Origin of the sequence: Achromobacter sp. NFACC18-2 (genome assembly GCF_900108985.1) — a bacterium.
GTDB lineage: Bacteria > Pseudomonadota > Gammaproteobacteria > Burkholderiales > Burkholderiaceae_B > Achromobacter.
Genome location: NZ_FNYM01000001.1, coordinates 480,279 through 507,049, shown reverse-complemented (window position 1 = coordinate 507,049; position 26,771 = coordinate 480,279). Strand labels below are relative to the sequence as shown.

The 26,771-nt window shown below is 67.8% G+C and carries 33 protein-coding genes; 20 read left to right on the top strand and 13 right to left on the bottom strand.

Annotation, left to right across the window (positions count from 1 at the left end; translation table 11 throughout):
• Window positions 1-7 precede the first annotated feature (7 nt).
• The 8 genes from BMW75_RS02330 to BMW75_RS02295 form a co-directional block, all read right to left on the bottom strand.
• Entirely contained in the window at window positions 8-1,036 is a 1,029-nt protein-coding gene (locus tag BMW75_RS02330) for a metal ABC transporter solute-binding protein, Zn/Mn family (RefSeq protein ID WP_092576151.1), read from the bottom strand.
• Window positions 1,033-1,938: a metal ABC transporter permease gene (locus tag BMW75_RS02325; protein ID WP_076520791.1), complete on the bottom strand. Its 906-nt coding sequence runs from the start codon at window positions 1,936-1,938 to the stop codon at window positions 1,033-1,035. The genes BMW75_RS02330 and BMW75_RS02325 overlap by 4 nt, the downstream gene beginning before the upstream one ends.
• Window positions 1,935-2,705, bottom strand: coding sequence for a metal ABC transporter ATP-binding protein (locus BMW75_RS02320; RefSeq protein WP_092576148.1), 771 nt, complete (start codon window positions 2,703-2,705; stop codon window positions 1,935-1,937). The genes BMW75_RS02325 and BMW75_RS02320 overlap by 4 nt, the downstream gene beginning before the upstream one ends.
• Complete coding sequence (locus BMW75_RS02315) at window positions 2,702-3,652, bottom strand: metal ABC transporter solute-binding protein, Zn/Mn family (protein WP_217646920.1); 951 nt, start codon at window positions 3,650-3,652, stop codon at window positions 2,702-2,704. Before BMW75_RS02315 ends, BMW75_RS02320 begins: the two co-directional genes overlap by 4 nt.
• 65 nt (window positions 3,653-3,717) lie before the next feature.
• Window positions 3,718-4,338, bottom strand: coding sequence for a DUF6162 family protein (locus BMW75_RS02310; RefSeq protein WP_092576145.1), 621 nt, complete (start codon window positions 4,336-4,338; stop codon window positions 3,718-3,720).
• Window positions 4,339-4,357: 19 nt separating this feature from the next.
• Window positions 4,358-4,684 (bottom strand): hypothetical protein, encoded by a 327-nt coding sequence (locus tag BMW75_RS02305; RefSeq protein WP_092576142.1) that lies wholly within the window; start codon window positions 4,682-4,684, stop codon window positions 4,358-4,360.
• Window positions 4,681-5,220 (bottom strand): thiamine pyrophosphate-binding protein, encoded by a 540-nt coding sequence (locus BMW75_RS02300; RefSeq protein ID WP_092576139.1) that lies wholly within the window; start codon window positions 5,218-5,220, stop codon window positions 4,681-4,683. The genes BMW75_RS02305 and BMW75_RS02300 overlap by 4 nt, the downstream gene beginning before the upstream one ends.
• Window positions 5,217-6,392, bottom strand: coding sequence for a PepSY-associated TM helix domain-containing protein (locus tag BMW75_RS02295; protein WP_092576136.1), 1,176 nt, complete (start codon window positions 6,390-6,392; stop codon window positions 5,217-5,219). Before BMW75_RS02295 ends, BMW75_RS02300 begins: the two co-directional genes overlap by 4 nt.
• Window positions 6,393-6,604: 212 nt before the next feature.
• On the opposite strand from BMW75_RS02295, the gene BMW75_RS02290 reads away from it, so the two are divergent.
• The 3 genes from BMW75_RS02290 to BMW75_RS02280 all read left to right on the top strand — a co-directional run bounded on the left by BMW75_RS02290 (window position 6,605) and on the right by BMW75_RS02280 (window position 8,883).
• Entirely contained in the window at window positions 6,605-7,102 is a 498-nt protein-coding gene (locus tag BMW75_RS02290; RefSeq protein WP_092576134.1) for a DUF2946 family protein, read from the top strand.
• A 72-nt stretch (window positions 7,103-7,174) separates the two neighbouring features.
• Entirely contained in the window at window positions 7,175-8,581 is a 1,407-nt protein-coding gene (locus tag BMW75_RS02285; protein WP_092576131.1) for a PepSY-associated TM helix domain-containing protein, read from the top strand.
• Window positions 8,582-8,676: 95 nt separating this feature from the next.
• Complete coding sequence (locus BMW75_RS02280) at window positions 8,677-8,883, top strand: hypothetical protein (RefSeq protein WP_139208471.1); 207 nt, start codon at window positions 8,677-8,679, stop codon at window positions 8,881-8,883.
• A 42-nt stretch (window positions 8,884-8,925) separates the two neighbouring features.
• On the opposite strand, the gene BMW75_RS02275 is transcribed toward BMW75_RS02280, so the two are convergent.
• On the bottom strand, window positions 8,926-9,180 hold the full coding sequence (locus BMW75_RS02275) for a hypothetical protein (protein WP_092576127.1): 255 nt from the start codon (window positions 9,178-9,180) through the stop codon (window positions 8,926-8,928).
• Window positions 9,181-9,197: 17 nt separating this feature from the next.
• Window positions 9,198-10,019, bottom strand: coding sequence for a polyphosphate kinase 2 (ppk2, locus tag BMW75_RS02270; protein ID WP_371466531.1), 822 nt, complete (start codon window positions 10,017-10,019; stop codon window positions 9,198-9,200).
• Between the two features lie 236 nt (window positions 10,020-10,255).
• On the opposite strand from ppk2, the gene BMW75_RS02265 reads away from it, so the two are divergent.
• The 7 genes from BMW75_RS02265 (at window position 10,256) to BMW75_RS02235 (ending at window position 15,700) form a co-directional block, all read left to right on the top strand.
• Window positions 10,256-10,504 (top strand): hypothetical protein, encoded by a 249-nt coding sequence (locus BMW75_RS02265; protein ID WP_092576122.1) that lies wholly within the window; start codon window positions 10,256-10,258, stop codon window positions 10,502-10,504.
• A 19-nt stretch (window positions 10,505-10,523) separates the two neighbouring features.
• Window positions 10,524-10,916 carry a PRC-barrel domain-containing protein gene (locus BMW75_RS02260; RefSeq protein WP_076520804.1) on the top strand — a complete coding sequence of 131 codons (393 nt, stop codon included), beginning with the start codon at window positions 10,524-10,526 and terminating at the stop codon, window positions 10,914-10,916.
• An 11-nt stretch (window positions 10,917-10,927) separates the two neighbouring features.
• Window positions 10,928-11,206: a hypothetical protein gene (locus BMW75_RS02255; RefSeq protein ID WP_175493066.1), complete on the top strand. Its 279-nt coding sequence runs from the start codon at window positions 10,928-10,930 to the stop codon at window positions 11,204-11,206.
• Between the two features lie 25 nt (window positions 11,207-11,231).
• Window positions 11,232-12,200, top strand: coding sequence for a non-homologous end joining protein Ku (locus BMW75_RS02250; protein WP_092576120.1), 969 nt, complete (start codon window positions 11,232-11,234; stop codon window positions 12,198-12,200).
• Between the two features lie 2 nt (window positions 12,201-12,202).
• A complete protein-coding gene (gene ligD, locus BMW75_RS02245) occupies window positions 12,203-14,746 on the top strand; it encodes a DNA ligase D (RefSeq protein WP_092576117.1) in 2,544 nt (847 codons plus the stop codon).
• Between the two features lie 132 nt (window positions 14,747-14,878).
• Window positions 14,879-15,427, top strand: coding sequence for a cytochrome b (locus BMW75_RS02240; RefSeq protein ID WP_254791918.1), 549 nt, complete (start codon window positions 14,879-14,881; stop codon window positions 15,425-15,427).
• A gap of 33 nt (window positions 15,428-15,460) precedes the next feature.
• Complete coding sequence (locus tag BMW75_RS02235; protein ID WP_092576113.1) at window positions 15,461-15,700, top strand: hypothetical protein; 240 nt, start codon at window positions 15,461-15,463, stop codon at window positions 15,698-15,700.
• Between the two features lie 46 nt (window positions 15,701-15,746).
• Here BMW75_RS02235 and BMW75_RS02230 read toward each other — a convergent pair whose 3' ends face one another.
• Window positions 15,747-15,959, bottom strand: coding sequence for a hypothetical protein (locus tag BMW75_RS02230; RefSeq protein WP_139208469.1), 213 nt, complete (start codon window positions 15,957-15,959; stop codon window positions 15,747-15,749).
• 266 nt (window positions 15,960-16,225) lie between these two features.
• Here BMW75_RS02230 and BMW75_RS02225 point away from each other — a divergent pair, with 266 nt between their 5' ends.
• Window positions 16,226-17,665 carry an NAD-dependent succinate-semialdehyde dehydrogenase gene (locus BMW75_RS02225; RefSeq protein WP_092576111.1) on the top strand — a complete coding sequence of 480 codons (1,440 nt, stop codon included), beginning with the start codon at window positions 16,226-16,228 and terminating at the stop codon, window positions 17,663-17,665.
• A 281-nt stretch (window positions 17,666-17,946) separates the two neighbouring features.
• Window positions 17,947-18,519, top strand: a complete 573-nt coding sequence (locus BMW75_RS02220; RefSeq protein ID WP_254791917.1) for a class I SAM-dependent methyltransferase — start codon at window positions 17,947-17,949, stop codon at window positions 18,517-18,519.
• Window positions 18,520-18,697: 178 nt separating this feature from the next.
• Here BMW75_RS02220 and BMW75_RS02215 read toward each other — a convergent pair whose 3' ends face one another.
• Window positions 18,698-19,429 carry a carbonic anhydrase family protein gene (locus tag BMW75_RS02215; protein WP_092576319.1) on the bottom strand — a complete coding sequence of 244 codons (732 nt, stop codon included), beginning with the start codon at window positions 19,427-19,429 and terminating at the stop codon, window positions 18,698-18,700.
• A gap of 320 nt (window positions 19,430-19,749) precedes the next feature.
• On the opposite strand from BMW75_RS02215, the gene BMW75_RS02210 reads away from it, so the two are divergent.
• The 8 genes from BMW75_RS02210 (at window position 19,750) to ribA (ending at window position 25,762) form a co-directional block, all read left to right on the top strand.
• On the top strand, window positions 19,750-19,983 hold the full coding sequence (locus BMW75_RS02210) for a LapA family protein (RefSeq protein ID WP_092576106.1): 234 nt from the start codon (window positions 19,750-19,752) through the stop codon (window positions 19,981-19,983).
• 76 nt (window positions 19,984-20,059) lie between these two features.
• A complete protein-coding gene (locus tag BMW75_RS02205) occupies window positions 20,060-20,488 on the top strand; it encodes a hypothetical protein (protein WP_092576103.1) in 429 nt (142 codons plus the stop codon).
• 37 nt (window positions 20,489-20,525) lie between these two features.
• Window positions 20,526-21,023 carry an outer membrane lipoprotein gene (locus tag BMW75_RS02200; RefSeq protein WP_076520816.1) on the top strand — a complete coding sequence of 166 codons (498 nt, stop codon included), beginning with the start codon at window positions 20,526-20,528 and terminating at the stop codon, window positions 21,021-21,023.
• 154 nt (window positions 21,024-21,177) lie between these two features.
• Window positions 21,178-22,311: a Fic family protein gene (locus tag BMW75_RS02195; RefSeq protein WP_092576100.1), complete on the top strand. Its 1,134-nt coding sequence runs from the start codon at window positions 21,178-21,180 to the stop codon at window positions 22,309-22,311.
• Between the two features lie 54 nt (window positions 22,312-22,365).
• Entirely contained in the window at window positions 22,366-23,022 is a 657-nt protein-coding gene (locus BMW75_RS02190) for a response regulator (RefSeq protein WP_092576099.1), read from the top strand.
• A gap of 1 nt (window position 23,023) precedes the next feature.
• A complete protein-coding gene (locus tag BMW75_RS02185; protein ID WP_092576096.1) occupies window positions 23,024-24,430 on the top strand; it encodes an ATP-binding protein in 1,407 nt (468 codons plus the stop codon).
• A 75-nt stretch (window positions 24,431-24,505) separates the two neighbouring features.
• The gene (locus tag BMW75_RS02180; RefSeq protein WP_092576093.1) at window positions 24,506-24,925 is read left to right on the top strand and encodes a YgiW/YdeI family stress tolerance OB fold protein; all 420 of its coding nucleotides are present in this window, start codon (window positions 24,506-24,508) and stop codon (window positions 24,923-24,925) included.
• A gap of 255 nt (window positions 24,926-25,180) precedes the next feature.
• On the top strand, window positions 25,181-25,762 hold the full coding sequence (gene ribA / locus BMW75_RS02175) for a GTP cyclohydrolase II RibA (RefSeq protein WP_369825620.1): 582 nt from the start codon (window positions 25,181-25,183) through the stop codon (window positions 25,760-25,762).
• A 75-nt stretch (window positions 25,763-25,837) separates the two neighbouring features.
• Here ribA and folE2 read toward each other — a convergent pair whose 3' ends face one another.
• Window positions 25,838-26,737, bottom strand: a complete 900-nt coding sequence (gene folE2 / locus BMW75_RS02170; protein ID WP_092576088.1) for a GTP cyclohydrolase FolE2 — start codon at window positions 26,735-26,737, stop codon at window positions 25,838-25,840.
• Window positions 26,738-26,771: the final 34 nt, after the last annotated feature.

The window sequence follows — 26,771 nt, the reverse complement described above, 5'->3', positions numbered from 1 at the left end:
CATGGCGTCACTTGGACGCCGTGGCGGCGGCGGCCGGCGCCAGGGCCTGGAGCAGGCGCTGCGCGTTGTCCTGCAGGTCGGCAATGGGGTCGGCGCCCTCGGTGGCCAGGACCACCGCCTGCGCGCCGCCTGCCTCGATCGCCTGCCGCAGTTCCGGCGTGGGCTCGCGATGCAGCAGCGCGGCGGCGGCGCCATTGTCCTTGAGCTTGGCGGTCAGCTCCGCCAGCGCTTGCGGCGTCCAGTCCCTGTCGTCGCGGGCGTCGGTGTCGATGAGGTCCAGGTTGAATTCCGCAATCAGGTAGGGCAGGCGCTCGGACAGGCTGATCACCGCCACGTTCTCGGCCTGGGCAAGCCCGGCCTGGCTCTTGGCGTTCAGTTCGACCAGCGTGCGCTTGATCTGGGCCAGGTTGTCGGCGATGCGTTTTTCGTCAGCGGGCGACAGGCGTCCCAGGTCGGCGGCGACGATGTCGGCCATGCGTCCGAGGTTCACGATGCTCAGCCAGGGATAGGCGCTGAACTGGCCACCGGGCCGCGCATCGCGCTGCAGGGCGATGCCGTTGAGCGCGCCATCCAGCGGACGCGCGGCGTCGATCTCGATGATGCGGATGTTGGCGCGGCGGGCATTCGGGTAGAGCGGATCGTCGGGCCAGATCGAGCGCAGGCCTACCGCCGCGTCCGCCGAAGCCGCCGCCTTATGCAGGGCGGCGCCGCCGCGCCCGCTGAAATAGGACGACAGGCGCGTGGGCGGCAGATTGGCAGGGGCGGCCCGCTCGACGCGGATGTGGGTGTCGCGGGCGAGGTTGCTGGTCAGGGCAAACACCACCGGGTGCGCGGCCAGCACGGTGGCGGCGGCGGGCGTGGCCGCTGCGGCGGACCCGGCTGCCGGCGCCTGTGCCTGTGCCTGTGCCGCGCGCGCCGCACGGCCGGTCGTGGCGGCTTCCTGTGCGTGGGCCGTGAGGGCGGCGCCCAGGGTGGAGGCCACCGCCAGCGCCAGGGCGGCCCGGCGCAAGGTTACGTATCCCGACTTCACACTCATGCTGCATTTCCTTTCAGGCCCGGCACCAGGCTGCGCGCCAGGGCCGAGATGGCAAACAAAATTCCCGCGACCAGGATGATGGCCGCGCCCGAGGGCACCGGCAGTTCCAGCTCGATGGGCAACATGATGCCGGCCAGCGTGCTGATCATCGCGAACAGCACCGACATCGCGAAAAAGCCCTTGAGCGACTGCGCCAGCATCCGGGCCGCCGCCGCCGGAATCACCAGCAGCGCGCCGACCAGGATGGCGCCGATCACCTTGACCGAGGCCACGGTGACCAGGGTCACCAGGATCACGAACAGGTAGTCCATGGCCTTGACGGGCACGCCGCGCACGGCGGCGAGCTGCGGATTGAAGCTGGCCAGCATCAGGCGGTTGTAGTTCGGCAGGGCCAGCGCCAGCGCCAGCAGCGCCACGCACGTCAGGACCGAGAGGTCGTTGCTGTTGACCGTCAACACCGATCCGAACAGCACGTTCTCCAGGATGTGGATGTTGATGCGGCCGGACAGCACCAGCAGCAGGCTCGCGCCCAGCGCCAGCGATACCGACAGGAACACGCCGATCAGCGTGTCGGGCGTGAGGCGCGTGCGGTTGCTCAGGAAATTGAGCAGGATGCCGAAGATCAGGCAATAGCTGAACAGGCTGCCGTAGGGGCCGGTATAGGGCTCGCCCAGCAGGATGCCGATCGCCACGCCGGTCAGCGCGGCATGGCCCACGGCCTCCGAAAAGAAGGCAAAGCGCTTGACCACCACCAGCGTGCCCAGGCCGCCCAACACCGGCCCGATGATCAGGCCGGCCAGCAGGGCATTGACCACGAAGCCATAGGCCAGCGATCCGGGCAGCACGCCGGACTCGGCGGCGCTTTGCACCAGTTGGCGCAGGTTGTCGAACAGGGCGTTCATGCGGCGCGCTCCTGGGTCAGGCTGGCGACGCGCGGCCGCGTGGAGAAGAGGGCCAGCAGGCGGTCCGGCGTCAGCACCTGCGCGGGCGGGCCGTCGCAGAGCACCTGGCGGTTCAGGCCCGTGACGCGATCGGCCAGGCGACCGACCGCCTCCAGGTCGTGCTCGATCCACAGCACGGTCACGCGCTGGGCTCGCCAGCCGTCCAGCAGTTCCTCGAACACGCGCACGCCGGCTTCGTCGAGCGCGGACATCGGTTCGTCCAACACCACCAACGCCGGGCTGGGCACCAGACCCTGGGCCAGCAGCACGCGCTGGCGCTCGCCGCCGGACAGGGCGCCCATGCGCCGGTTGCGCTTGTCCTGCATGCCCACGCGCTCCAGCGCGTGGGTGATCTCGGCGGCGCGCGCGCGCGACAGGCCCAGGAACGCCGGCTTGCGCTGGCACATCGCGGCCATGAAATCGTTGACCGTCATGGGCAGGCCGCGGTCGAACTCCAGCGCCTGCGGGATATAGCCGATGATGCCAGGCCGCTCGCCCGGCCAGGCCACGCTGAGCTTGCCGCGATGCGGCATCTGGCCCAGCAGCGTCTTTACCAGCGAACTCTTGCCACCGCCATTGGGGCCGACCAGCGCATGCACGCTGCCCGCCGCCACGGTAAAGCCGACGTCGCTCAGGATGTCGGTGCGGCCCAGGGTGAGGCCGATTCGGTCGAAGGTCAGCGTCGGCCCCAGCGCGCCGGCCGAGTGGGCCGCGACGGGGCCGCTCACGCGCCGGCCTCTTCGATGGCGCGCACCACGGTGGCCAGGTTCTGCTTCATTTCCTTTTCAAACTGCTCGGGGCTGTACTCGCCGTACGAAATGTGAGACAGCGCATACAGCTTCACGCCCGTCTCGCGCTGGATTGTCTCCACGTACGAGGACGGGAAGTTCAGTTCCGAGAAAATCACCTTGACGTCCGCGGCGCGCAGTTGCTCGATCGTGCCCTTGAGCTGCGCGGGGCTGGGCTCGATGCCGTGCGCGGGTTCAACGACGGCCGTCACCTCCAGCCCGAACTCGCGCAGCAGGTAATCGTAGGCGCCGTGGATGGTCGCGACGCGCAGGTCCGCGTTGGGCGCCTTGGCAAGCTGGCCCAGCGCGTCGGCGCGCAGCTTGCGCAGGCGCTGGCCGTAGGCGCGCGCATTGGCGGTGTAGGCCTGCGCATTGGCCGGATCGATGCGGCCCAGTTCGCGGGCGATGGTGTTGATCTGCGCAATCGACGCCGTGATCGACAGGAACGTGTGCGGATTGACGACCTTGCCCGAATCGCCGCCGCGCGCGGCCATGCCCACGGCGGCCAGCAGCGGCACCTGCGCGTTCGCTTCGATCACCGGGATCTTCGGCTTTTCGCTGGCGGCGATCATGCGGTCGGCGAAGTCATCGTGGCCGATGCCATTGAGCACCACCACGTCCAGCGTCCCGATGCGCTTGATGTCCTCGGCGCGCGGCTCGTAGGCGTGGGGATTGAAGCCCACCGGAATCAGCGGCACCACGTCGGCCTTGTCGCCGACGATGTTGGCGACGTAGCTGTAATAGGGATGCAGCGTCACGCCGATCTTCAGGCGCTTGGCCTCGTCGGCGTGGGCGGGCGCGGCCAGCGCGCCGGCCAGCAGCGCCAGCGCGGCCAGCGGCGCGGCGCAGCGGCGCAGGATCAGGGACAAAGACGAAAAGGCAGACATAAATCCGTAGGCTCGGGTCGAAGGACGAAGGGCGAAAGGCGGAAGGCGGAAGGCGAGGAAAACGGTCAGGGCTTGTTCTGGCGGGTCACGCCGGCGTCGAACTGCGCGACCACCTGGCGCCAGCCGGCGGCGGCCAGGGCGGCGTCGTCGGCGGGGTCGGGCACGCGGGCCGCGGCATCGCGGGCCAGCCAGACGTCGGGCTGGGCATCGTCCGCCTTGCCGTGGTAGTGGCCATGGTCATGGCCATCCTTGCCGCCCGCGCCTTGCGCGCGCAGCAGGAACGATCCGGCCAGGGCGGCGTCAGCGGTCTGGCCCAGGTACATGGCGTGGCCGGCCTGGCGCTGCAGGCGCCAGGCATGTCCGCCGCGCGCCGCCGTGCTGTTGTCGGCGACAAAGGGAGGAAGCCCCTGCGCGGCCAGGTCGGCCACCGAAGGCAGGGGTTCGCCAGCCTGCACGGCGAACGCGATCTCGTCGTAGGCCACGCGCAGGTCCGCGTAGATGCCTTGTTCGGCGGGCGTCAGGTCGCGCCGCGCGTCGATCTGCGTGGCGGCAAGCGCGGCGCTTTCGGGCGGCGCTTCGCGCAGGCCGATGTAGCCGGCGGCGGCCGCAACGATGGCGAGGCAGGCGCCCAGCACCGCGAGCGTTTCGTGTCCGGCGCCCGCGGGGCGGATGACTTGGGTGTGCATGGTGCGGGAGGGCCGGGGCTTACTGGATGTCGACGTGGTCGATTTCGACGACGTGGCCGGGGCCGGCGTCGAACAGCACGTAGAACTCGCCGTCGGGCCGCTTGAAGGTCATCTTGGAGTCCGCGTCCAGCTTGCCCGGCACGAGGATCTGCTCGTCATAGGAGATCACGTCCATGGTGACGCCCGCGGCGCCGCTGCCGTCGGAGAACCCGCCGGTGCACTGGATCTGTTCCTTGCCCTCGGCCTTGCATTCGGCCATGGGGTTGTGCGCCAGGGCGCCGGCGCTGGCCGTCAGCAGCGCGCCGAGCAGGCCCGCGCGCAGGGCTTTCGCGAAAAATGCATTCATCGGGATGCTCCTTGTTTCTTCAGCCACTCGACCGTGGCGGGGGAGGCCGTGGCAATGGGCCAGGGCGCCTGATGCACCGAGCCGTCCCAGCCTTCCGCCGTGATCCAGAGATCGGCGTCCGGGGCGGTGCGCGGCGGAATCGGCACGGTGGCGAAGGCCCGGTGGGGACTGCCAAAGAAGATCGAACCGGCGGCGCGCAGGCTGCGCGGCTTGCCCACGCGCAGGTAGACCGCGCGGATCTGGTCCTGGCAGCCGGCGCACTGGGCCATCGTGAAAGTCTTGACCATGCCGGCCGGATCGGACTTGGGCGGTTCGACCTTCCATTCGGCGAACTGCAGTTTCCAGGGGCCCACTTGCACGTCGCCCGCAGGCCGCTGGCCCAGGCCCATCAGCCCGCGCGACAGCGCCAGGTTCTCGAAGTAGCTCGGGACGTACACGATGGGCACGATGAGCAGCAGCGCGCTCAGGTGGAAGCGCCAGCGGCGCCAGAAGCTGGGCTTGGGAGCGGCCGGAGCCAGGGTAGCGGTCTTGCTCATTCGGTCACCTCGCGTGCGGCGGCGCGGTCGGCGCGGGCAGGGCGCAGGGCCTTGGCCGTGGCCTGCGCGGTGCGCTTGGTCCAGATCAACAGGCCGCTGAGCGACATCATCGTCAGCAGCAGGCCAAAGAAGAACCACACCAGTTTCAGCCAGAAGCCGCCAAAGTCGCCGGTGTGCAGCGGGCGCATGGATTCGGTGAAGAACTCCAGGCCATTGCGGTCAGACAGGCGGCGCAACTCTTCGACCTTGCCGCTGTACGGATTGATCTTGGCGTACTGGAACATCAGCGGATAGGCGCCGCGGCCGGCAATCGTGATCGGGTCGTAAGCGTTGCCCGGGAAGAACACGTGCTGCGTCTCCAGGCCGGGCAGTTCGCGCTCGGCGACCGCGACGATCTCATCCAGCGGCAGGCGCTTGACGGTCTGGCCCGGGGTCACCGTGGGCACTTCGTCGCGCGCCACGACGGCGGGCACGCCCTGCGTGGAGATGGTCGTGGCCGTGTCGGCCAGGACTGCCTGCACCAGGAACCAGATTGCGCTGACCGAGATCAGCAGGATGAACCAGACGCTCCACAGGCCCGACAGGCGGTGGAAATCGCCCCAGAAGATCCGCGCGCCCTGGCCGACGCGCAGGCGCGGCTTCTGGAAATAGGCGCGCCAGAAACGCTTGTAGACGACCAGGCCGGTGACCAGCGAGGCCAGCATCGGCAGCGACAGCAGCGAGACCAGGTACCAGCCCCAGCTATAGCCATTGGTAAACGGGATCAGCAGCCAGCCGTGCAGCGCGCGCATGAACTGGCGCAGGTCGAAGCTCAGGGCAGGGCCTTGCACGGCGCCGGTGTAGGGGTTGACGTAGATGGACGTGAAGCGCGCGCCGGGATAGCCGACGTTGGCGGACAGGGCGAACTGGGATTCCTCGGGCCAGGACAGGCGCTGCACCGAGGCCTCGGGCTCCTGTTTGGCGATGGCGTCCATCAGGGCCTGGTAGCCCATGCGCGGGGTGTCCGCATCGGGCGCCTGCGCGCGCACGGCAGGATTGATGAGCCAGACGATTTCCTGGCTGATGACGGCGATGGTTCCGGTCGCACAGATGAAGAAGAGAAAAATCCAGATTGGCAAGGCGAGCCAACTGTGGACGAGAAACCATAATTTGGAGCGCGATGGCTTTGCCATTCAAAAGCTGTCCGGTGAGCGATGGGAGGGAGCTGGTCCCGTAGATCTGGACCCAATTAAGGGGCGTGTCAGCCGGAATTCTAGCAATAATCGTTCTCAATTGTCTTTCTTGCTTGCGGAGCCGGCGAGGCGCGGCGCAGGGCGGGCCGCCGCGGCGGGATGTATAAAATGCCGGTTCGGCGCCGGAATCGGCCGGCGCCCGGAACGATTGCATGCGCGCTCGACCCTCCTGTCCGCCTTTCCGCCTGGACTGCGCCGCCACGCTGGCGCGGCTGATGCTGCTGGTTCTGCTGGCGGCCCGGGCGTTCGTGCCCGTGGGGTATATGCCCGACGCGCAGGCGCTCAAGCAGGGCCGCCTGGCGTTGGGCTTCTGTTCGGCGGGCGGCGGGGCCTTTCCCGGCATGGCCGGTCTGGCCGCGCCGTCCGGGCAGGCTGACGGGCACGCCGAAGTCCACGCCGAAGCCCACGCCGACGGGCTCCACGGCCATTCGGGCCACCACGACCCGTCCCAGCACGTCGGCGCCGGACAGGAATGTCCCTTCGGACTCATCGCGCACCAGGCGCTGGACCTGCCCACCGCCGTCGCGCTGGCGCCCGTGCTGCTGCGCGGGTTCGTGCAGGCGCCCCGGGTGGCCAACAGCCCGCGCCCGCCCATGCCGGCCGCCGGCCCGCCGCTGGGCCAGCGCGCTCCCCCTCGAATCACCGGATGACCGCCGTCGCCGTGCGCCCCGCGCGCACGATCGCCGCCCCCCGCGGGCGGCCTCCGTTGTTTCGAGATCATCATGTCCACGCAAACCCTGGATAGTCCCGCCGCGTCCGCGCGGCCGCGGGCGGCGAGCGGCAGCGCGCTGCTCGCCCTCATCACCCGCCTGCATTTCTACGTCGGCCTGTTCGTCGGCCCGTTCATCCTCGTCGCGGCGGTGACCGGCACGCTGTTCGTGCTGACGCCGCAGCTCGAAAGCGTCATCTACGCCGACCAGCTTCGCACCACGTCCACCGGGACGGCGCGGCCGCTGGCGGACCAGGTCGAGGCCGCGCAGCGCCGCATCGGCCCCGGCCCGCGACTGTTCGCCGTGCGCCCCGCACCCGGGCCCGGCCAGACGACGCGCGTCATGTTCACGCAACCCGGCATGGGCGATTCCGAAAGCCGCGCCCTGTTCGTGGATCCCGTCACGCTGGAGATCAAGGGCGACATGACCGTCTACGGCACCAGCGGCACGCTGCCGTTCCGGACCAAGCTGGATTACTTGCACCGCAACCTGATGCTGGGCGCCGTGGGCCGCAATTACAGCGAACTGGCCGCCTCGTGGCTCTGGTTCGCCACGGTGGGCGGCATGGTGCTGTGGTTTGCCCGGCGCGGCCGCGACAAGGCGGCGGCCGCGCGCAGCCCGCGGCTGCGCGCCCGTCGCTGGCACGCACTGCTGGGGCTGTGGGTGGGAATCGGCCTGATGTTTTTCTCCGCCACCGGATTGACCTGGTCCAACTGGGCCGGCGGGCGCGTGGACCAATTGCGCGCGCAACTGGGGTGGATCACGCCATCGGTGTCGCTCAAGCTGCCGGGGGCCGGCGGCATGGCGATGGCGCCGGGCGGCGAGCACGCGCATCATCATGGCGGCCAGCATGACCCTGCCGCCATGGCGCCGGCCGCGAACAATGTGCCCGCGGGCTTTGACCGCGTGCTGCAGGCGGCGCGCGCCGGCGGCATCGACAGCAGCCAGCTCGAAATCCGGCCGCCGCGTGCGGACGGCCAGGCCTGGCTGGTGCGCGAGGTGGACCGCTCCTGGCCCACGCAGGTCGACACCATCGCCGTGGATCCTGCCAGCTACGCCATCACCAGCCGCGCGGACTTCGACACCTTTCCGCTGATCGCCAAGCTGATCCGGTGGGGCGTCGACATGCATATGGGCATTCTGTTCGGCTGGCCGAACCAACTGCTCATGGCGGCCCTCGGCATCGCGCTCACGGCCATGATCGTCCTGGGCTACCGGATGTGGTGGCTGCGCCGGCCGGCCCCGGGCGCGCCGGGGCAGACGCTCACGCAGGCGTGGCGCGAACTCTCCTGGCCAGGACGCATGACTGCCGTGGGCGTCGCGCTGGCGCTGGGCTGGTGCCTGCCCGTGCTGGGCGTGAGCCTCGCCGTTTTCCTGGCGGTGGACATCGTGCGTTGGATGGCCGCCAACCGTCATTGACGGACGAAAGGCAACTCAGGAACACGAGGGCAGGGCTTGGGCACGCTACTTGCTGAAGACAGGATGCAAGGTCATTTCTTGTCTTATGGAGAAGCATGATGGAAGAGTTCAAGTACATGTCCACCTCGGCTACCCCCTCGCAACTGAGCAGCGGCGAACGCCGTGCGCTGCGCACCCTTGCGGCGGCGCAGCAACTGCTGCATCCGGAGCGCCCGCCGGCCGTGGTGATGTCCTCTGTCGAGGCCGAGCTGGCCAAGTACGTGCGCGAAGCCTACCGCCCGCGTACCGCGTCCGTGTGGTAACGCCGCAGAGCAGGGCGCCGCTCGGAGGGGGCGGCGCCTGTTTCACTCGATCGGCGCCCGCATGACGAGCGCCGTGACGGTATGGTTCTTCCAGAACACCTGGTTGACCCGGGGCAGCAGTGCCTGCAGCGCCGGTTCCGTCGCGCCGTCAAAGGTGACCGCGACCGCGGGGCGTGCGCCTTCGCTGGGCACGCGCTTGAACCCGTCGGGGGACGGGAATCCATACTTCATCAGGAAGTTCCGGATGTCCTCGTCGGAAGTCGAATCTTCCACGGGGGTGAGTAGCAGGGCCGCCATCGCCATTCCTCCACAGGTCAGAACTTTTCCGGCACGTACCGGTACGGGTGATCGGGCTCCTGATACCCCTTGGCTTTCTGCCGCTTGGGCAGCTTGATCTTTTCCCTGGGGCCGGCCGTGTAAGGAATATGTTCGAGCAGATGGCTGATGATGTTCAGCCGGACCCGCTTTTTGTTGTCGGAGCGTCCCACGAACCAGGGCGCAATCGCGGTGTCGGACGCCTTGAACATGTCGTCGCGCGCGCGCGAGTAGTCGTACCAGCGGCTGTAGGAATCCAGATCCATCTTGGTCAGCTTCCAGGTCTTGCGCTCGTCCTCGATGCGGGCCTGCAGCCTGCGGGTCTGTTCGGCTTCGCTGACTTCCAGCCAGTACTTGAAAAGCAGGATGCCCGAATCGACCATCACGCGCTCGACCAGCGGTATGGCCTTCAGGAAGGCGTCGACCTGGGCCTGGGTGCAGAACCCCATGACCCGCTCGACGCCCGCCCGGTTGTACCAGCTGCGGTCGAAGATCACGACCTCTCCGGCCGCGGGCAGTTGCGGCAGGTAGCGCTGCATGTACATCTGGGATTTTTCGCGGTCGGTGGGGGCGGGCAGCGCCACCACCCGGAAGATGCGCGGGCTGACGCGCTCCGTGAGGGCCTTGATCGTGCCGCCTTTGCCGGCGCCGTCGCGCCCCTCGAACACGACGCATACCTTGGCGCCCGTGGCCACGACCCATTGCTGCAGCTTGACGAGTTCGACATGCAGCAGGGCCAGCTCTTTGTCGTACTCTTTTCGGGACAGGCTGGCGGATTCGGACGCATCGGGACGGGTTTTCTGCTTTTTCTTGTCGGCCATCATCGCTCTCCGGAAATCCCGCGTCACGGATGAAAGGCGCAGTCCTGCGCCACCCTGGACTTTGAATATATTGCTGATCGGCCCCCTTTTGGGAACGCGTTACCAATGGAATTACGGTGCCGGAACCCCCGCTTTCATGGGCAAGGCATCCGGACGCGCACGTGGCGGGCACGACACTTGCTGTGGGGATTGACGGCCACGTTCCGCTGGCCGCAGCCAACCCCGAGGTGAGAAAAATGGAACCGAAGAATTCCGTTGGGCAGGCACCTTCCCAAGACAACGCCGTCGAAGCGACCTCCACGCCCGATGATCTGCCGGTGCGCCCGGCAGACCACAAGGGCGCTCATGCGCCCGTCCGGCCGTCGGACGCCAGCGACAACGCGCAGGGCGAAGAAGTCAGTGACGAGGTCAGCGACGAGGATCTCGAACCCTCGGACGCCACCGCCGACGATCCCGTGCCCGGCGACGCCAAGCGCACTTCCTGATTTGCCAAGGAGATTCGCCATGATTGCAAAGACCGCAATGTTGGGTGTGGCCGCCGTGCTGGGCGCGGCCTGCGCCACGTCGCCGGCGTGGGCGCAGGGCGCCCCGCAGTCCGTGACCGAAGTCCGTGTCGATGTCGCCAAAGTCGAGGCGGGCTATCGCGCCTCGAAAATCATCGGGGCGACGGTCTACAACGGTAAGAAGGACAAGCTTGGCACCGTGGACGACCTGATCATGGGCCCGCCGGACTGGGCCCCGTACGCCGTGCTGTCGGTGGGCGGACTGCTGGGCGTGGGCAACCATCTTGTGACGGTGCCCCTGTCGAAGATGCAGGTGGCCGCGGACCAGCTTCAGCTTCCGGATGCGACCAAGGACACGCTCAAGGCGCTGCCCGAATTCAAATACGCGAAATGACAGGAGACGCCATGCAGACAGAACCCGTTGCCGCAACCCCCCAGGCCGAATCCCGTGCGCCGTCGCTCTTGCGCCAGCTTAAGGATATCGACGCGCGCCGGCCGGATTTTCCAGGCGAACATCTCATCGTGTTTGGCGCGGGCGTGCTGCTGATGCTGGCCGGCATGCGCAGCCGCACGGTCTTGCGCCGCACCGTGATCACGGCCGCAGGCACCGCGCTGGTGGGCCGCGCGGCCAGCGGAACCGGGGGCATCGCCCGCGTCGCCCGCCTGGTCAAGCGCCTGGGCTGAGCCGGGCATCCCGCAGGAGACAGCGATGGCAGCACGTACCATCTGGAAAGGGGCGATCTCCTTCGGACTCGTCCACATCCCCGTGGGCCTGCACACGGCCACGACCGAATCCGGCGTCGACTTCGACTGGCTGGACAAGCGATCAATGGATCCGGTCGGTTACAAGCGCATCAACAAGCGCACGGGCAAGGAGATCGACAAGGACAACATCGTCAAGGGGGTGGAGTACGAGGACGGCCAGTACGTCATCGTGTCGCCCGATGAAATCGCGGATGCCTATCCCCGGACCACCCAGACCATCGAGATCCAGCAGTTTGTCGACGCGCAAGGCGTGCCCTTTGTCTATCTGGAGCGTCCTTATTACGTGGCGCCCATCAACAAGGGCCACAAGGTGTATGCCTTGCTGCGCGACACGCTGGCCAAGACCGGCAAGATCGGGATCGCCAAAGTGGTCATCCAGACCAAACAGCACCTGGCGGCCCTGATTCCGTCGGGCGACGCGCTGGTGCTGAACCTGATGCGTTGGGGCGACGAGGTCAAGTCGCTGGACGGCCTGGACCTGCCCAAAGCCGGCGCCCGCAACATGACGCCCAGCGCCGCCGAGGTGAAGATGGCCAAGATGCTGGTGGACGATATGTCCGGCGAATGGGATCCGTCGCAATACAAGGACGAATTCAAGGCCGCGGTGATGGATCTGGTGGAAAAGAAGGCACGCGCCGGCAAGACCGAGACCGTCATCGAGCCGCAGGAGGAATCGCCTGCCTACGCTGACAACGTCATCGACCTCACCGAATTGCTGCAGCGCAGCCTGAAGGGCGGCAAGGGCGGCAAGGCGCCCGCCAGCGCCGCGAAGAAGGCCGCCAGAGCGCCCGCCAAAAAGACGACGGCCCGGGCCGCCGGCAAGACGGCGAGCAAAAGCGCCAGCAAGACCGCAGGCAAGACAGCAGGCAAGACAGCAGGCAAGGCAGCGAGCAAAACCCGCAAGGCGGCGTGACCATGGCCGACCCCCTGAAGAAGTACCGCGAAAAGCGCAACTTCAACGTGACCTCGGAGCCCGCCGGCGGGGGCGAAGAGAATGCGCAGGCACGCGCCTTCGTCGTCCAGAAACACTGGGCAAGCCGGCTGCACTACGACTTCCGCCTGGAACTGGACGGCGCGATGAAGAGCTGGGCCGTGCCCAAGGGGCCGTGCTACGACCCGGCCGTCAAGCGCATGGCCGTCCAGGTCGAGGACCATCCGATCGCCTACAACCAGTTCGAAGGGCAGATTCCCGAAGGCCAGTACGGGGCGGGCAAGGTCATCATCTGGGACGAGGGCCAGTGGATGCCGGTCGGGGATCCGCGCAAAGGCTATCGCGACGGTCACCTGAAGTTCGACCTGCAGGGCGTCAAGCTGCAGGGGCGGTGGGCCCTCATCCGGCTCAAGGGCAAGGAATCCGAGAAGCAGCCGCCCTGGCTGTTGATCAAGGACCGTGACGATTGGGCGCGGCCCGAGCGCGAGTTCAGCGTGGTGGATGAAATGCCCGACAGCGTCGTGCCGCTGCGGCAGGCGCGGCACGGCGCGCACGGCGAAGCGGCCGGGGCCGCTGAGGCCGCCGAGGCCGCCGAGGAGGGTACCGAGGGCGCCGCCGGCCGGCTGCCGGGCGTGGCCTCGGCGCTGCCCGAGCGGCTCAAGCCCCACCTTGCCACGCTCGTGGACGGCGTGCCGCGGCACGCCCCGGACTGGCTGTACGAGATGAAGTTCGACGGCTACCGGCTCCTCGTGCGGATAGAGGGCGACGACGTGCGCCTATATACCCGCAACGGCCACGATTGGAGCGCAAAGTTGCCGCATCTGGTCCTGGCGTTCAAGGCGCTGCCCGCGAAGTGGGCCTGGGTGGACGGCGAAATCGTGATGCTGGACCGCGATGGAATGCCGAATTTCCAGTCGCTGCAGAACGCCTTCGATGGCCAGCGCACGCAGGACATTGTTTTCTATGCCTTCGATCTGCCCTTCATCGGCTGCCGGGACCTGCGCCAGGAGCCGCTGGACGTGCGGCGCGCGCTGCTGCGGCAACTGATGGACACCGCCCGGGACGACTGCCTGCGCTTGAGCGAACCGCTGGACGCCGCGCCCGCGGATCTGGTGGCGACGGCGTGCAAGATGGGACTGGAAGGCATCATGGCCAAGCGCCGGTCCTCGCCCTACGTTTCGCGTCGCAGCGACACCTGGGTCAAGGTCAAGTGCGCGCGGCGCCAGGAGTTCGTCATCGTCGGCTATACCGCGCCCAAGGGCAGCCGGGCCGGGCTGGGGGCATTGTTGCTTGCCGTCACGGAGTCCGACGGCAGCCTGCGCTATGCCGGCAAGGTCGGGACAGGATTCGATGACCAGAGCCTCGTTGCCCTGCAAAAGCGCCTGGCGGCCATCGAAACCGAACGCAAGCCTGTCTCGGGCGCGCCCGCCGCGGGCGGCGTGCGCTGGGTCAAGCCGACGCTGCTCGCGGAAGTGTCCTTTGGCGACTGGACCCATGGCGGCCATATCCGCCATGCGGTGTTCCGGGGCCTGCGCCAGGACAAGCCGGTGCGGGCTATTTCCAGGGAGAAGGCCGTGCCGGTCAAGGACATCGAGGACGCCGCCGCCATCGGCCAGTCCGCCAGAAAGTCATCGCCCGCTGCAAAAACGGGGCGTTCCAAGGGCGGCAAGCTTACGCACCCGGATCGCGTCATCGACCCGTCCACCCAGCTCACGAAACTGGATCTGGCCCGTTACTACGGGCTGATCGCGCCGCTGATGCTGGAGCACCTGAAAGGCCGTCCGGTGTCGTTCCTGCGCGCGCCGGCCGGCATCGAGGGGGAGTTCTTTTTCCAGAAGCACCTGGAAGCCGCCATGCCGGGCGTGAAGGCGCTGCCAGCGCGGCTGGATCCGGATCATCCGCCCTTGCTGGAAGTTCCGACGCAGGAAGCCATTCTGTCGGCCGTCCAGATGAATGTCATCGAATTCCATACCTGGAACGCCGTCAAGAACGCCATCGGCAAGCCCGACCGCATGCTGTTCGACCTGGACCCAGGCGAGGGCGTGGCGTGGCCGGCGATGCAGCAGGCCGCCGGCCTGGTGCGCGTGCTGCTGCGGGAAATCGGCCTGCAGGCCTGGCTCAAGACCAGCGGGGGCAAGGGGCTGCACGTGGTGGTGCCGCTGCGCAGGCAATACGGGTGGGACACGGTCAAGGCGTTTTCCCAGGCCATCGTGCAGCATCTGGCGCGCACGCTGCCGCAGTTGTTCGTGGCCAAGAGCGGGCCGAAGAACCGGGTGGGCAAGATATTCGCCGACTACCTGCGCAACGGCTTCGGCGCGACGACCGTCTGCGCCTGGTCGGCGCGGGCCCGCCCCGGGCTGGGCGTCTCCGTGCCGGTGGCCTGGGAAGAACTGGACAAGCTGACCGGCGGGGCGCACTGGACCATCCGCGACATTCACGGCCGGCTGGACGTGGGCAACGCGCCCTGGGCCGACTACGCCCCGCAGTCGCTGGGCCGCGCCATGGCCGCGATGGAGTTCAAACCATGACGCGCGCGCCTGGGGCGACGGCCGCCGCGCAGGCCGCTATTTCAATTCGTTGCATCCGGCCGAGGGGCCGTAGGCAAAATGCGCCAAGCATGATTACCCTTTTGCAGCACCCACGCCGCAAGGAGGCTTCCTATGCCACCCCCTGTCTCTCCCTCGGGCGTCATGGACCGCCCGGACGGCTACGGCGTTGTCAGCCGAAGCCTGCATTGGCTGATGGCCGCGCTGCTGGCCTGGCAGTTCACCAGCGCGGCGGTGCGGCAGCTCCTGCCCGAAACGCCGATCGAGGCGTTCTTCTGGTCCACCCACACCTCGCTGGGATTCCTGCTGCTGATCCTTGTGCTGCTGCGCGGGGTCTGGGCGCTGGTCAACCTTGGGCGACGGCCGGACAGCGGCCTGCTGGCGGGCCTGGGGCACCTCGTCCTGTACCTGCTGATGATCGCCATTCCCACGCTCGGGATACTGCGTGCGTATGCGCGCGGCCGGGGATATTCCCCGTTCGGCATCCCGGTTTTCAGCCCGCGCGACCAGGAGATCGAACCCCTGGTCGAGCTTGCCAATGCCTGGCACGGGCTCCTGGGCTGGACCCTGCTGGCGCTGATCGTCGGGCACATCGGCATGGCCTTCCTGCATCGCCGGGCGGACGGGCGGCGTGTCTTGACGCACATGACCAAAGGGTCGTGAAGGCCGGGCCGCCCCTATGCAAAGGAGGCAATCATGCAGCGCGATGAGCTGTTGGCCCTGATGATTTCGATTTCCGCGCCCGCGCCCCGGCTGGACGAATGGGACCGGGTGCTGTCGATGTACGCCGGATACCTGGAGGAGGTCGCCCCCAAACTGTCGGAAAAGGAACTGGGCAATTTGATTGGCGCCGGCGCCATGTTCTATCGGACGCTATGCCAGGCCAACGCCTATCGGCAGGAGTCCGTGTGGGGGCGGCGCAAGAAGGAGGGCTAGCGGGGACGGGCGACGCGCAGGGCGGTCGCCCGGGTGGCCTGGCCGCTCATGCGACCAGGCGGTACGCCACGCCCAGGCTGAACAGCAGCGCGGTGCCGAGCGCCCAGAACGCCAGCGACAGCCAGGCGCTCAGGGGGACGCGGGCCGACGGCTCCGCCTCGCCGGGATGGCGCGGCGACGGCGGGATCTCCTCGTTGGCCGCACTCGGGCAGGGCGCGATCGGTGCGGCGCCGGCCGGGCGAGGGGTTCCCAAAGACACCATCATATTTCCGACCTGGGTCGGGGCAAAAACGGGTTCCGGCGAGCTCATGGGGGTCCTCCGTAATCAGGGTTAGGTGACCAAAGGCGCAACCCCTTCAGCAAGTGGCGTGCCCGGCCGGTCGCCGCCATGTGGACGGTCCGGACGCCCGGCACTTCCCGTCTCCCCCTCAAACACTTACGATACCGGCAGGCGTCGGGCGGATTCCGCCGCGCTTGCCCGAATCGACTGACACGTGACGGCCGCATTTCAACCACGGAGCATTCATGAACGGTTACCCAGATACTCTTCTCCTGATCGACAACGAATGGCGCGAGGCCCGCGGCGGCGCGCGCATCGACGTCGTCAACCCCGCCACCGGCCAGAAGATCGGCCAGGTGGCCAGCGCCGGCCGCGAGGACCTCGACCTTGCGCTGGCGGCTGCGCAGCGCGGCTTCGAGACGTGGCGCGACACGTCCGCCCATGAGCGTTGCGCCATCATGCGCAAGGCAGCGGTCCTCCTGCGCGAGCGCGCGGACGACGTGGCGCGCCTGCTCACGCAGGAACAGGGCAAGCCGCTGGTCGAAGCGCGCGGCGAAGTCCTGGCCGGCGCCGACATCATCGACTGGTTCGCCAATGAGGCGCTGCGCGTCTACGGCCGCATCGTGCCGGCGCGCAACCCGGCGGCCCAGCAACTGGTCATCAAGGAGCCCGTCGGCCCCGTCGCCGCGTTCACGCCCTGGAACTTCCCGGTCAACCAGATCGTGCGCAAGCTGGGCGCGGCCCTGGCCACCGGCTGCTCCTTCCTGGTGAAGGCGCCCGAGGAAACTCCGGCCTCGCCGGCGGCGCTGCTCAATTGCTTTGTCGACGCGGGTATCCCGAAGGGCGTGCTGGGCCTGGTGTTCGGTTCGCCGGCCGAGATCTCCAGCTACCTGATCCCGCATCCGGTGATCCGCAAAGTCACCTTCACGGGCTCCACGCCGGTCGGCAAGGAGCTGGCCGCGCTGGCGGGCCGCCACATGAAGCGCCTCACCATGGAACTGGGCGGCCACGCCCCGGTGATCGTGGCCGAAGATGCCGACGTGGAACTCGCCGTCAAGGCCTCGGGCGGCGCGAAATTCCGCAACGCCGGCCAGGTCTGCATTTCGCCGACGCGCTTCCTGGTGCACAAGAACGTCAAGGCGGCGTTCGAGCAGGCGTTCGTCGCCCAAGCCGAAAAGCTCAAGCTGGGCGATGGCCTGACCGAAGGCACGACGCTCGGCCCGCTGGCCAACGACCGCCGCCTGGCGGCCATGGACAAGATCGTCAAGAACGCCAGCGAGAAGGGCGCACGGATCGCCACCGGCGGCAAGCGCGTGGGCACCGCGGGCAATTTCTTCGCGCCCACGATTCTCACCGACGTGCCGCTCGAGGCCGATATTTTCAACGAAGAGCCGTTTGGTCCCATCGCGGCGATCCGCAGCTTCGAGACGCTGGATGAAGCCATCCGCGAAGCCAACCGCCTGCCCTACGGCCTGGCCGCCTACGCCTTCACCCGCTCGTTCAAGTCGGTGCACGAGCTGTCGCGCCGCCTCGAAGTGGGCATGGTGTGGATCAACCAGCCCGCCACGCCGTCGGCCGAACTGCCGTTCGGCGGAGTGAAGGATTCGGGCTACGGCTCCGAAGGCGGCCCTGAGGCGCTGGAAGCCTATCTCGTCACCAAGGCGGTGTCGGTCGTCGGCGTCTGACCTCGTGTCAGGCCCGCGCGCCTGACCCGATCCCCCGCCGGCCTGGATCCGGCGGGGGATTCTTTTGGCCGATAGGCGCCCACTCGCGCCTGTCGCAAAATGGCGCAGCCCCTCGCGGCGCTCTCCAATTGATATGGGTGCTTACGCACCGTTGCCGATCCGGCCCTCCCTGCGCAGGTAAGGTCTCCCTGACAATGTCGACCCCGGAGATTCACGCATCGATGCTTTCCTTGCCGCCCACCAAGTCCCTTGCCCGGCACAGAACCTCAACCGGCCCGGCCATGAGCTGGCTGCAAGAACGCAGGCAGTTCGTCAAGGCGCTGCTATCCAATCCCGCGGCCGTGGGGGCGGTGGCCCCTTCGGGCGCGGCGCTTGCGGCGGCCATCACCGAAACGATCCAGCCCCAGGGCGGTAAAGTCCTTGAACTGGGCTGCGGCACTGGCGTGTTCACCCGTGAAATGCTGCGCAAGGGCATCGCGCCGTCCAGTCTGGTCCTGGTCGAGCAGGACTCCGAAATGAGCTCCAGCCTGCGCACCCAGTTTCCCGAGGCAGCCGTCCTGCAGGTGTCCGCGCAGGACCTGTCGCGGGACAGCCATCCGGAACTGCACGGCATCGGCGCGGCCATCTGCGGCCTGCCGCTGCGCAACATGAGCCACGTGCACCATCGCAAGCTGCTCACCGCGGTATTCGAGGCGATGCATCCGGACGGCGCCATGCATTTCTTCACGTATGGCGTGCGGTGCCCCATTTCTTCGCGTGTGCTGGAAGACTGCGGCCTGCACGCCCGGCGGGTGCGGTTTGTCCCGCTCAACCTGCCGCCGGCCTCGGTATACAGCCTCAGCCGGGCGCGATGACGCGGCAAGGACGGCGGATGGCCCGCGAACATCGTTTCGGGCCCGGAAACGCCACGGGTTTAAGGTAAGGATCTGTTGCCGTCCCATGCCCCATCGGGCGGGCAGGGCAGCGAGAGGCCGGCAAGCGTGTCGCCTGCCGGCCTTGCTGCTTGCGGAGCGGCAACCAGGCCGCCGCTGGCTAGGCCAGGAAAGTCAGCATGCCGTTGCTCAGGTCGTACATCGACCCGACGATCTTGATCTTTCCTTCCTTTTCCAGCCCCGCGAGGATGGGGCTGTTCTTGCGGATGGCCTCCACGGTGTGCAGGACGTTGGTCCGGGCCACGGCGTCGACGAACTCGGCATTCTTGCCGCTGCGATCGCCCGTGTACTTGGTCGCCTCGACTGCCGGCTTGATGACCTCAAGCAGCCCGGTCAGGTGACCTAGTTTCACGTTGTCGATGGCGCCGGCCACCGCGCCGCACGCCGTGTGTCCCATGACCAGGATCACTTTGGCGCCCGCCGCCGCGCAGGCGAACTCCATGCTGCCCAGCAGATCGTTGTTGGAAATGTTGCCCGCGATCCGTCCGTTGAAGGTGTCGCCGATCCCGGTGTCCAGGATGATCTCCGCCGGGGCGCGCGAATCGATGCAGCTCAGGATCACCGCCGCGGGGAACTGCCCCAGGGCGCTCGAGCGCTTCTGCGCGAGGTAGTCGTGCTTCTGGGGCTTGCCTTCGCGAAAACGCGCATTGCCCCGCTTCATCATGTCAATGACCTGATCCGGCGTCATCGCGTCGCGCTCGGCCTGCGTGAGCGACGCGGCTTCAGCCTTGGTGGGCGCAAGCGCCACGCCCGCCATCATCGCGGCCGTTCCTGCGCCGACGCCCGCCTTCAGCCAGACGCGCCGTCCCAAGTCCCGAGGGTGCCCTGCCATGCAACAATCTTTGATCGCTTCCATGAGGTGTCCTCTCTTTACAGCCCATGTAGACAGACCGCGGGACGCGGCTATTCATCGATGGGCCGGCCACAGCTTGCCGTTTGCACGGCGAAGGACATTCTCTTCCTGTTTTTCCCGGCCGACAACGTTTGGCCCGCGGGGCGCGGCGCCCTGGCGGCCGGGCGTCCTGCCGCCGGAAATCGCATGCGCCCCGGTTTTTTCTTGTTTTCCGCGTGCAGGAGTGGCATAGTTTTTTCGCACGATAAGCCCCCCGGCGGCCTCGGGGCGACTCAGCCAGCAGATACGAAAGGTGCCCCATGAGATACCTGTACATCGTATTAATTGTGTTGCTTACGGCGATCGTTCTCTCGTTCAAGGTCCAGAATTTCGATTCGGTCACCTTGACGCTCTGGACCTCCAGCTTCACCTTGCCTGTCTCGGTCCTGGTCATTGGCGTCTATATCCTGGGCATGTTCACGGGCGGGTTCCTCCTCAGCCTGTTGCGTTCCGCCTTTCGCGGCGCCAGCCGCCCGGCCGGCCCGACCACGTAGCACCGCTTCACTGCCCGCCTGGCCAGGCGCTGCGCGCCTTGCGTCCGGGCGCGAACGTACCCCTAGGAGCATCCCGATGAAACGGCTATTCCTTGTCCTGTCCACCTGCATGCTGGCCGGTTGCGCCGGCACCGTCGCGACCAAGAGCGATCTGGCCACGTACGGCACGCCGCCCAGCGACGACGACCTCTACCAGTACATGTCCACGCTGCGGGACGCCATGCCCCCGACGCGCTACGTCAGCTACCGCGACAAGGGATATGCGGAATCCGTGAAGAAGGCCACGGTCATCGGCGAGGACGGCAAACCGGTGTCCGGCTGGGAGTACGACTTCGAAGTGGCCGGCTATGACCAGATCGGCCCCGATCAGCCGCAATGGGCGGCGCGGCGGGTCCTGTTCTTCAATGGCCGTCCGATAGGCGGCTTCGACGCGAATGGGAAGTTCATGCGTACCAGCGCACAGCCGGCGGCGCCACAGGCGCCCGCGCCGGCGCAGCCGCGATAGGTCCGTTCCTCCCAACCCGCCGTACCGGAGAGCCATCATGCACAAGCATCTGCAGGCAGCCAAGCGCCGCCACCTCGACATCCTCGCCGCGGGCGCCATCATCGGGCTGGCCGCGGTCCTGGCCGGCTGCGCCAACCCGACGGCCTCATCGCGCGTCTACACCTTCGACCAGGCGCAGCGTGCGCAGACCGTCACCCTGGGGTATGTGATCGGGGTGCGGCCCGTGACGATCCAGGCCAGCCAGACCTCCGGCATGGGCGTCATCGCGGGCGGCGCCCTGGGCGCCGTGACGGGCAGCGCGATAGGCGGCGGCTCCGGCCGGCGCATCACCACGGTCGGCGGCGCGGTCGGCGGCGCCATGGCCGGCAACGCAATCGAGAACGCCAGCACCCGCAGGCAAGGCCTGGAGATCACCATCCGCCTGGACAGCGGCGACGTTCGCGTCATCACCCAGGAAGCGGACGTGCCGATTTCGACGGGACAGCGCGTCCAGGTCGTCACGCAGGGCGGCGTGAGCCGGGTGGTCGGTATTTGAGCGGTATTCTGCGGCGCGCGTGGCAAGGCTGGGGCAGGGCGGCGGGGCATCTCGCGGCCTGTTGCGGCCCGTTGCGGCGAATAGACGGCCCATTTACCGCATAATTTGCGGCGAATAGCTTGCTGACGCGGTGATTGGCGCGCATAATCTCCGCATGAAAAGCGGAGATTACCTCTACCTCTGGCAGGACGCGTATTGGCCCCACTGGCGCTTTGACCTCGCCGCGCTCGCCGGGCCGCTGGCCGACGTCAGCCGGGCGCAGGGCCTGCTCATGGGGCGCCTGCGCGACGTGGGCATGCCGCTGCGCGATCAGGCCAGCCTCAGCGCCTTGACCGAAGACGTCGTGAAGACCAGCGCCATCGAAGGCGAGGTCCTGAACGTGGAGTCCGTCCGTTCCTCCATTGCGCGCCGCATCGGCGTGGACATCGGCGCACTGGCGCCCGTGGACCGGCACGTCGAAGGCGTCGTCGAAATGGTCCTGGACGCCACCGCCAACTGCCACTCGCCCGTCACGCGCGACCGCCTGTTCGGCTGGCATGCCGCGTTGTTTCCCACGGGCTACTCCGGCATGTCCAGAATCAGCGTGGGCGCGTGGCGGACAGACGCCGACGGGCCGATGCAGGTCGTTTCCGGTCCGATCGGCCGCCAGCGCGTGCACTTCGAGGCCCCGCCGGCCACGCGCCTGGAGGCCGACACAGGCGCATTCCTGGCATGGCTGAACGACGCGCCGCACGGCGCCGGCCTGCACGCGATGCCGCCGCTGCTCAGGGCCGGGCTGGCGCATCTGTGGTTTGTCACGCTGCACCCGTTCGACGACGGCAACGGCCGCATCGCCCGGGCCATCGGCGATCTGCTGCTGGCGCGCGCCGACGGCAGTCCGCAGCGCTTCTACAGCCTGTCCGCCCAGATCCAGCGCGAACGCAACGCCTACTACGCCATCCTGGAGCAGACCCAGAAGGGATCCATGGACGTCACGCAATGGCTGGCGTGGTTTCTCGCCACGCTGCATCGCGCGGTCGATCAGGCGCACGGCGTGCTGGACGGCGTGCTGGCCAAAACCCGTTATTGGCAGCGCTGGGCGGCCGAGCCGCTGAACGAGCGCCAGTCGCGGATGTTGAACCGGCTGCTGGATGGCTTCGAGGGCAAGCTCACCACCCGCAAATGGGCCGCCATCGCCAAGTGTTCGCCCGATACCGCGCTGCGCGACATCACTGACCTCCTGAACCGGAATCTCTTGCGCAAGACCGACGCAGGCGGGCGCAGCACCAGCTACCAGTTGGCGGATTGAACCGGGCAGGGCGCGTCTTAAGATTCGCTTCATCCTGTCGCGTATAGTCGGCGCATGCGCATCCTACTGGCCGAAGACGATGTATCCCTGGGCGAGTCGATCGAGTCCTGGCTGGAACTCGACGGCTACGTCGTCGACCGCGTGACGCGCGGCGACCTCGCCGAGACGGCGCTGGCCACGCACGACTATCACTGCGTGCTGATCGACCGGGGCCTGCCCGGGCTGACCGGCGACGACCTCCTGCGCCGGCTGCGCGCCCGGCGCGACACCGTGCCCGCCATCATGATCACCGCCCGCGACGCGGTGCCCGACCGCATCGAGGGGCTGGACCTGGGCGCCGACGATTACCTCGTCAAGCCGTTCGACCTGGAAGAGCTGTCGGCGCGCATACGCGCCGCAATGCGCCGCCGCGACGGCCATGCCGAACCCGCGCTCAGCCATGGCGGCGTGACGCTGGACGTCGCCGCCAAGCAGGTCCAGTTCCAGGGGGCGCCCGTGGACCTTACCGCGCACGAGTTTGCCATCTTGCACGCGCTCATCCGCCGTCCCGGCCACATCGTGTCCCGGGCGCAGTTGGAGGAATCGCTCTACGGCTGGGGCGACGAGGTCGAAAGCAACACCATCGAGGTCCACATCTACAACCTGCGGCGCAAGCTGGCCCCCGATCTCATCAAGACGGTGCGGCGCCAGGGCTACCGCCTGGCGGACTGACATGCGACGGCCCAGGACCTCCCGGCCCGCGCGCGGCTATTCGCTGCGCCGGCGGCTGATCACCACGACGCTGGGCTCCAGCATCCTGGTGGGACTGGTCAGCACCTTGATCGTGCTGGCGATTGCGCGCAACGAGGTCAACGACGCCTACGACGACTGGCTGGAAGAGGGCGCGCGGCTGGTCCTGGCGCTGGGCGAGGGCAGCATCGGCCGCGATGCGGCGGAACCCCGGCCCATCGGCGCCCAACCCGCGCTGCGGCTGGACTACCAGCTCGTCTCGCGCAGCGGCGAGGTCCTGCTGCGCGGCGAAGACGCGCCCAAGCGCCCATTCGTGGACCCGGCGCGCCGCGGCGACCGCTATTACGACGTGCGCGCCGACGGCGAAGACTGGCGCGTCTACGTGCGCCACCACGACACATTGGGCTTTTCGGCGCAGGTGGGACAAGAACGGGACGACCGCAGCGATCTCATCTGGGACATGCTCGAATCGCTGGCGTGGCCGCTGGTCGGCCTGTGGGTGCTGCTCGGGCTGATCAACGGGATCCTGATCCGGCGCCTGCTCAAGCCGCTGCAGCGCATGACGCGCGGCATCGAAGCCCGGTCGCCGTCTGACCTTTCGCCGCTGGCCGACGACAGCCAGGCGATTGAAGTCCGGTCGATCACCGCGGCCCTGAACCAACTGCTGGGCCGCCTGGACCGTGCGCTGGAGGCCGAGCGCCGCTTCACCGCCGACGCCGCCCACGAACTGCGCACCCCGCTGGCCGCCCTGGCGTCGCGCATCCAGGTGCTGCAACGCAGCCATCCGGCCGACCAGGCGCCCGCGCTCGCGGTCCAGTTGCAGCGCCTGCGCGCCGACATGATGCGCGCGACCGCCCTGGTCGAAAACCTGCTCCAGCTCGCGCGGCTGGACCCCCAATCGGCCGACGCCTTGCCGCGCGAGCGCATCGCCGCGCAGGCGCTGCTGCAGGACGCCGCCGATGCCTGCGCGCAGGCGGCGGCCAAGCGCAACGCCGTCATCACGACCGACGCACGCGAAAGCGTCCTCTACGGCAACCGCGATGCCCTGTACACCGCCCTGCGCAACCTGATCCACAACGCGGTGTCCTATGGGCGCGACGGCGGCCAGGTGCGCGTCGCCGCGCAGCGCGCCGGCCAGCACATCGCGCTGACCGTCAGCGATGACGGCGAGGGCGTGGCGCCGGCGGACCTGGAACGGCTGACGCAGCGTTTTTTCCGGGTCCTGGGCACCAATGTCGCGGGAAATGGCCTGGGATTGTCCATCGTGGCCCGGGTGGCGCAGGTCCACGGGGCCGAATTGCGGTTCGGGCCGGGGCTGAACGGCCGGGGGCTGGGCGTGACGCTGCTCCTGCCGCTGGAAGGCGCGACGGCGACCGTGCGCGAAAGCTAAGGTCCGCTTCATCTTCGCGGCGTCAAATGGCGCCATGTTCAACAACGGCGCGCAAATCGCGCAAGGAGCCACGCCATGACCAAGACCCCTCGTCAATCGACCTTCGTTCGCACCTGCCTCGTGTCCGCCGCGCTGACCGCCGCCCTGTTCGCGGGCGGCGCCCACGCCCAAGGCTACACCGGGCCCAGCACCGGCAAACCGGCGGCCCAAGGCTACAGCGGCCCCAGCACCGTCGCCGTCACCACCGTCAAGGAACTCCTCGCCAACGGCCGCGACGACCAGAACGCCATCCTGCGCGGCCGCATCGTCTCGCACGATGGCGACGACCACTACACCTTCGATGACGGCACCGGCCAGATCCGCGTCGAAATCGATAACGACGACTTCCCGGCCGGCCAGAAGATCGACGACAAAACCCAGGTCGAACTGCGCGGCGAACTCGACCGCGACCGCAACAGCATCGAATTCGACGTAGACAGCGTGCGCGTGATGTAGGGCGCCGACCGGGTCGCGCGAAGGCGGGCGCATACGTTATCCTGTCGGGCTGGCGCAAGCATGGCGCAAACCGGCCTTGTCCCGGACGGTTCAGCCCATACTTGCACCAGGGCGCCTGATATCCCCATTCAGTCGTCGCGCCCGTCGCCCACCCGGCGACCCCGATCCGCCACCGAGTGCCTGTTTGTCGTGAACCCCGTTACACCCCAAGCCGCTGCCCCGCAGCCAGAAGCCTCCATCCGCGCCACCGTCCGGCTGCCCATCCGTCTTGCCGACGGTTCCGAGGCGCTCGCGCTGGCCTATAGCTTCCACGGCCTGGCCGATGGCCGCGACCATCTGGCGCTCAAGTTCGGCGAGCCGGGCGCAATGCCGCTCGTGCGCTTGCATTCCGAATGCATGACCGGCGACGTCTTCGGCTCGCTGCGCTGCGACTGCGGGCCGCAACTGCACGAAGCCTTGCGTCTGATGAGCAAAGAAGGCGGCTACCTGCTGTATCTGCGCCAGGAGGGCCGCGGCATTGGCCTTTACTCCAAACTGGACGCCTATCGCCTGCAGGAACTGGGCCACGACACCTACACGGCCAACCTGGAACTGGGGCATGGCCTGGACGACCGCGACTACACGCCCGCGGCCCAGATGCTCAGGGCGCTGGACGTGAACGATCTGGAACTGCTCACCAACAATCCCGACAAGCGCACGCAATTGGAGCGCATGGGCATTCGGGTCAGCGGCTGCCGCCTGACCGGGGTCTATCCGAACGAACACAACAAGGGCTATCTGCTGGCCAAAGCCTTGCGGACTCAGCATCGGCTGGAGCTTGGGCAGACGGAAGATTGACCTGGTAATCGCCGGCAATGGGCAGTTGATGTCCCTCGGCGTTAATAGCCAGGTAATCAGCATGCTGCGGGCCGCTCAGACGCCATCGGCCCACGCCACGGCGTCGTGAGGATGCAGGCTTTCCAGATGCCGCACGTGGGTGCGGGGGGCTTTGAACCGCGCGCGCAGCGCGGATTGGATCCGACGGGCGGCATCTTCGACGAACATCAGGTTTTGGCCGTTCAAGGCGGCAAACGCCTGTTCGTCCGCCCGCTTGACGGCCGTCTGTACGGGCGTCCCCAAGGCGTCCTCGATGGTATCGATCAGCGCCAACAGATTCCAGGTCTGCTCGTCGGGCGTCTGCGTTATCTCGACGCGGGCCTCGCTGCGCTGGCTGTGAGGGGTCGCAATGCTGGCATGCTGGCGCAGCCAGGCGGCCACTGCCTCGGGCGTGATGCTTTCCTGGTTTGCGAAGGCGCCAAGGAACGCTTGCTCAACCAGTTGCCGCGACAGGGCAGCCGAACAAGGGCAGGTAGAAGAGTAGGGGACCGTGACCTGAGTCTCAAGCGCATGGACGCCATCGCGTACCACCGCGCGCAACTGGACCGGGTAGGCCTTCCAGCCTGCCAGACCGTCGGACACCAGGGCGGAGCGGCGAACCAGCAGATCGAACGACAAGCGGACGCGCGCGCCCCGGCTTTCGCAGTCTTGATGGCTTGCCACCATGGCATCCAGCACGTTGCGCAGCGCGGCGGGCGTAAGGTCGTGAGGATCACTCAGGTGGTCCAGCTCCCGGTAGAGTCGCGACATGTGGATTCCCTTGACATGTCGCGCGGGAAGGTCCACTTGGACATCGGCGCGCGCATGGAGTATCCGGCGATAACCCGGCTCTGCCAGGACGACGGGCAGATCGATGCCTTGCATGCCCACCCATTCCAGGGAGCTCAAGCTCGGGGAAGACTCGTTGATTGAAACGTCGGGAAGTACGGTGTCCACAATAATGCTCGGAATTGCGTTGAATTGCCCCCCC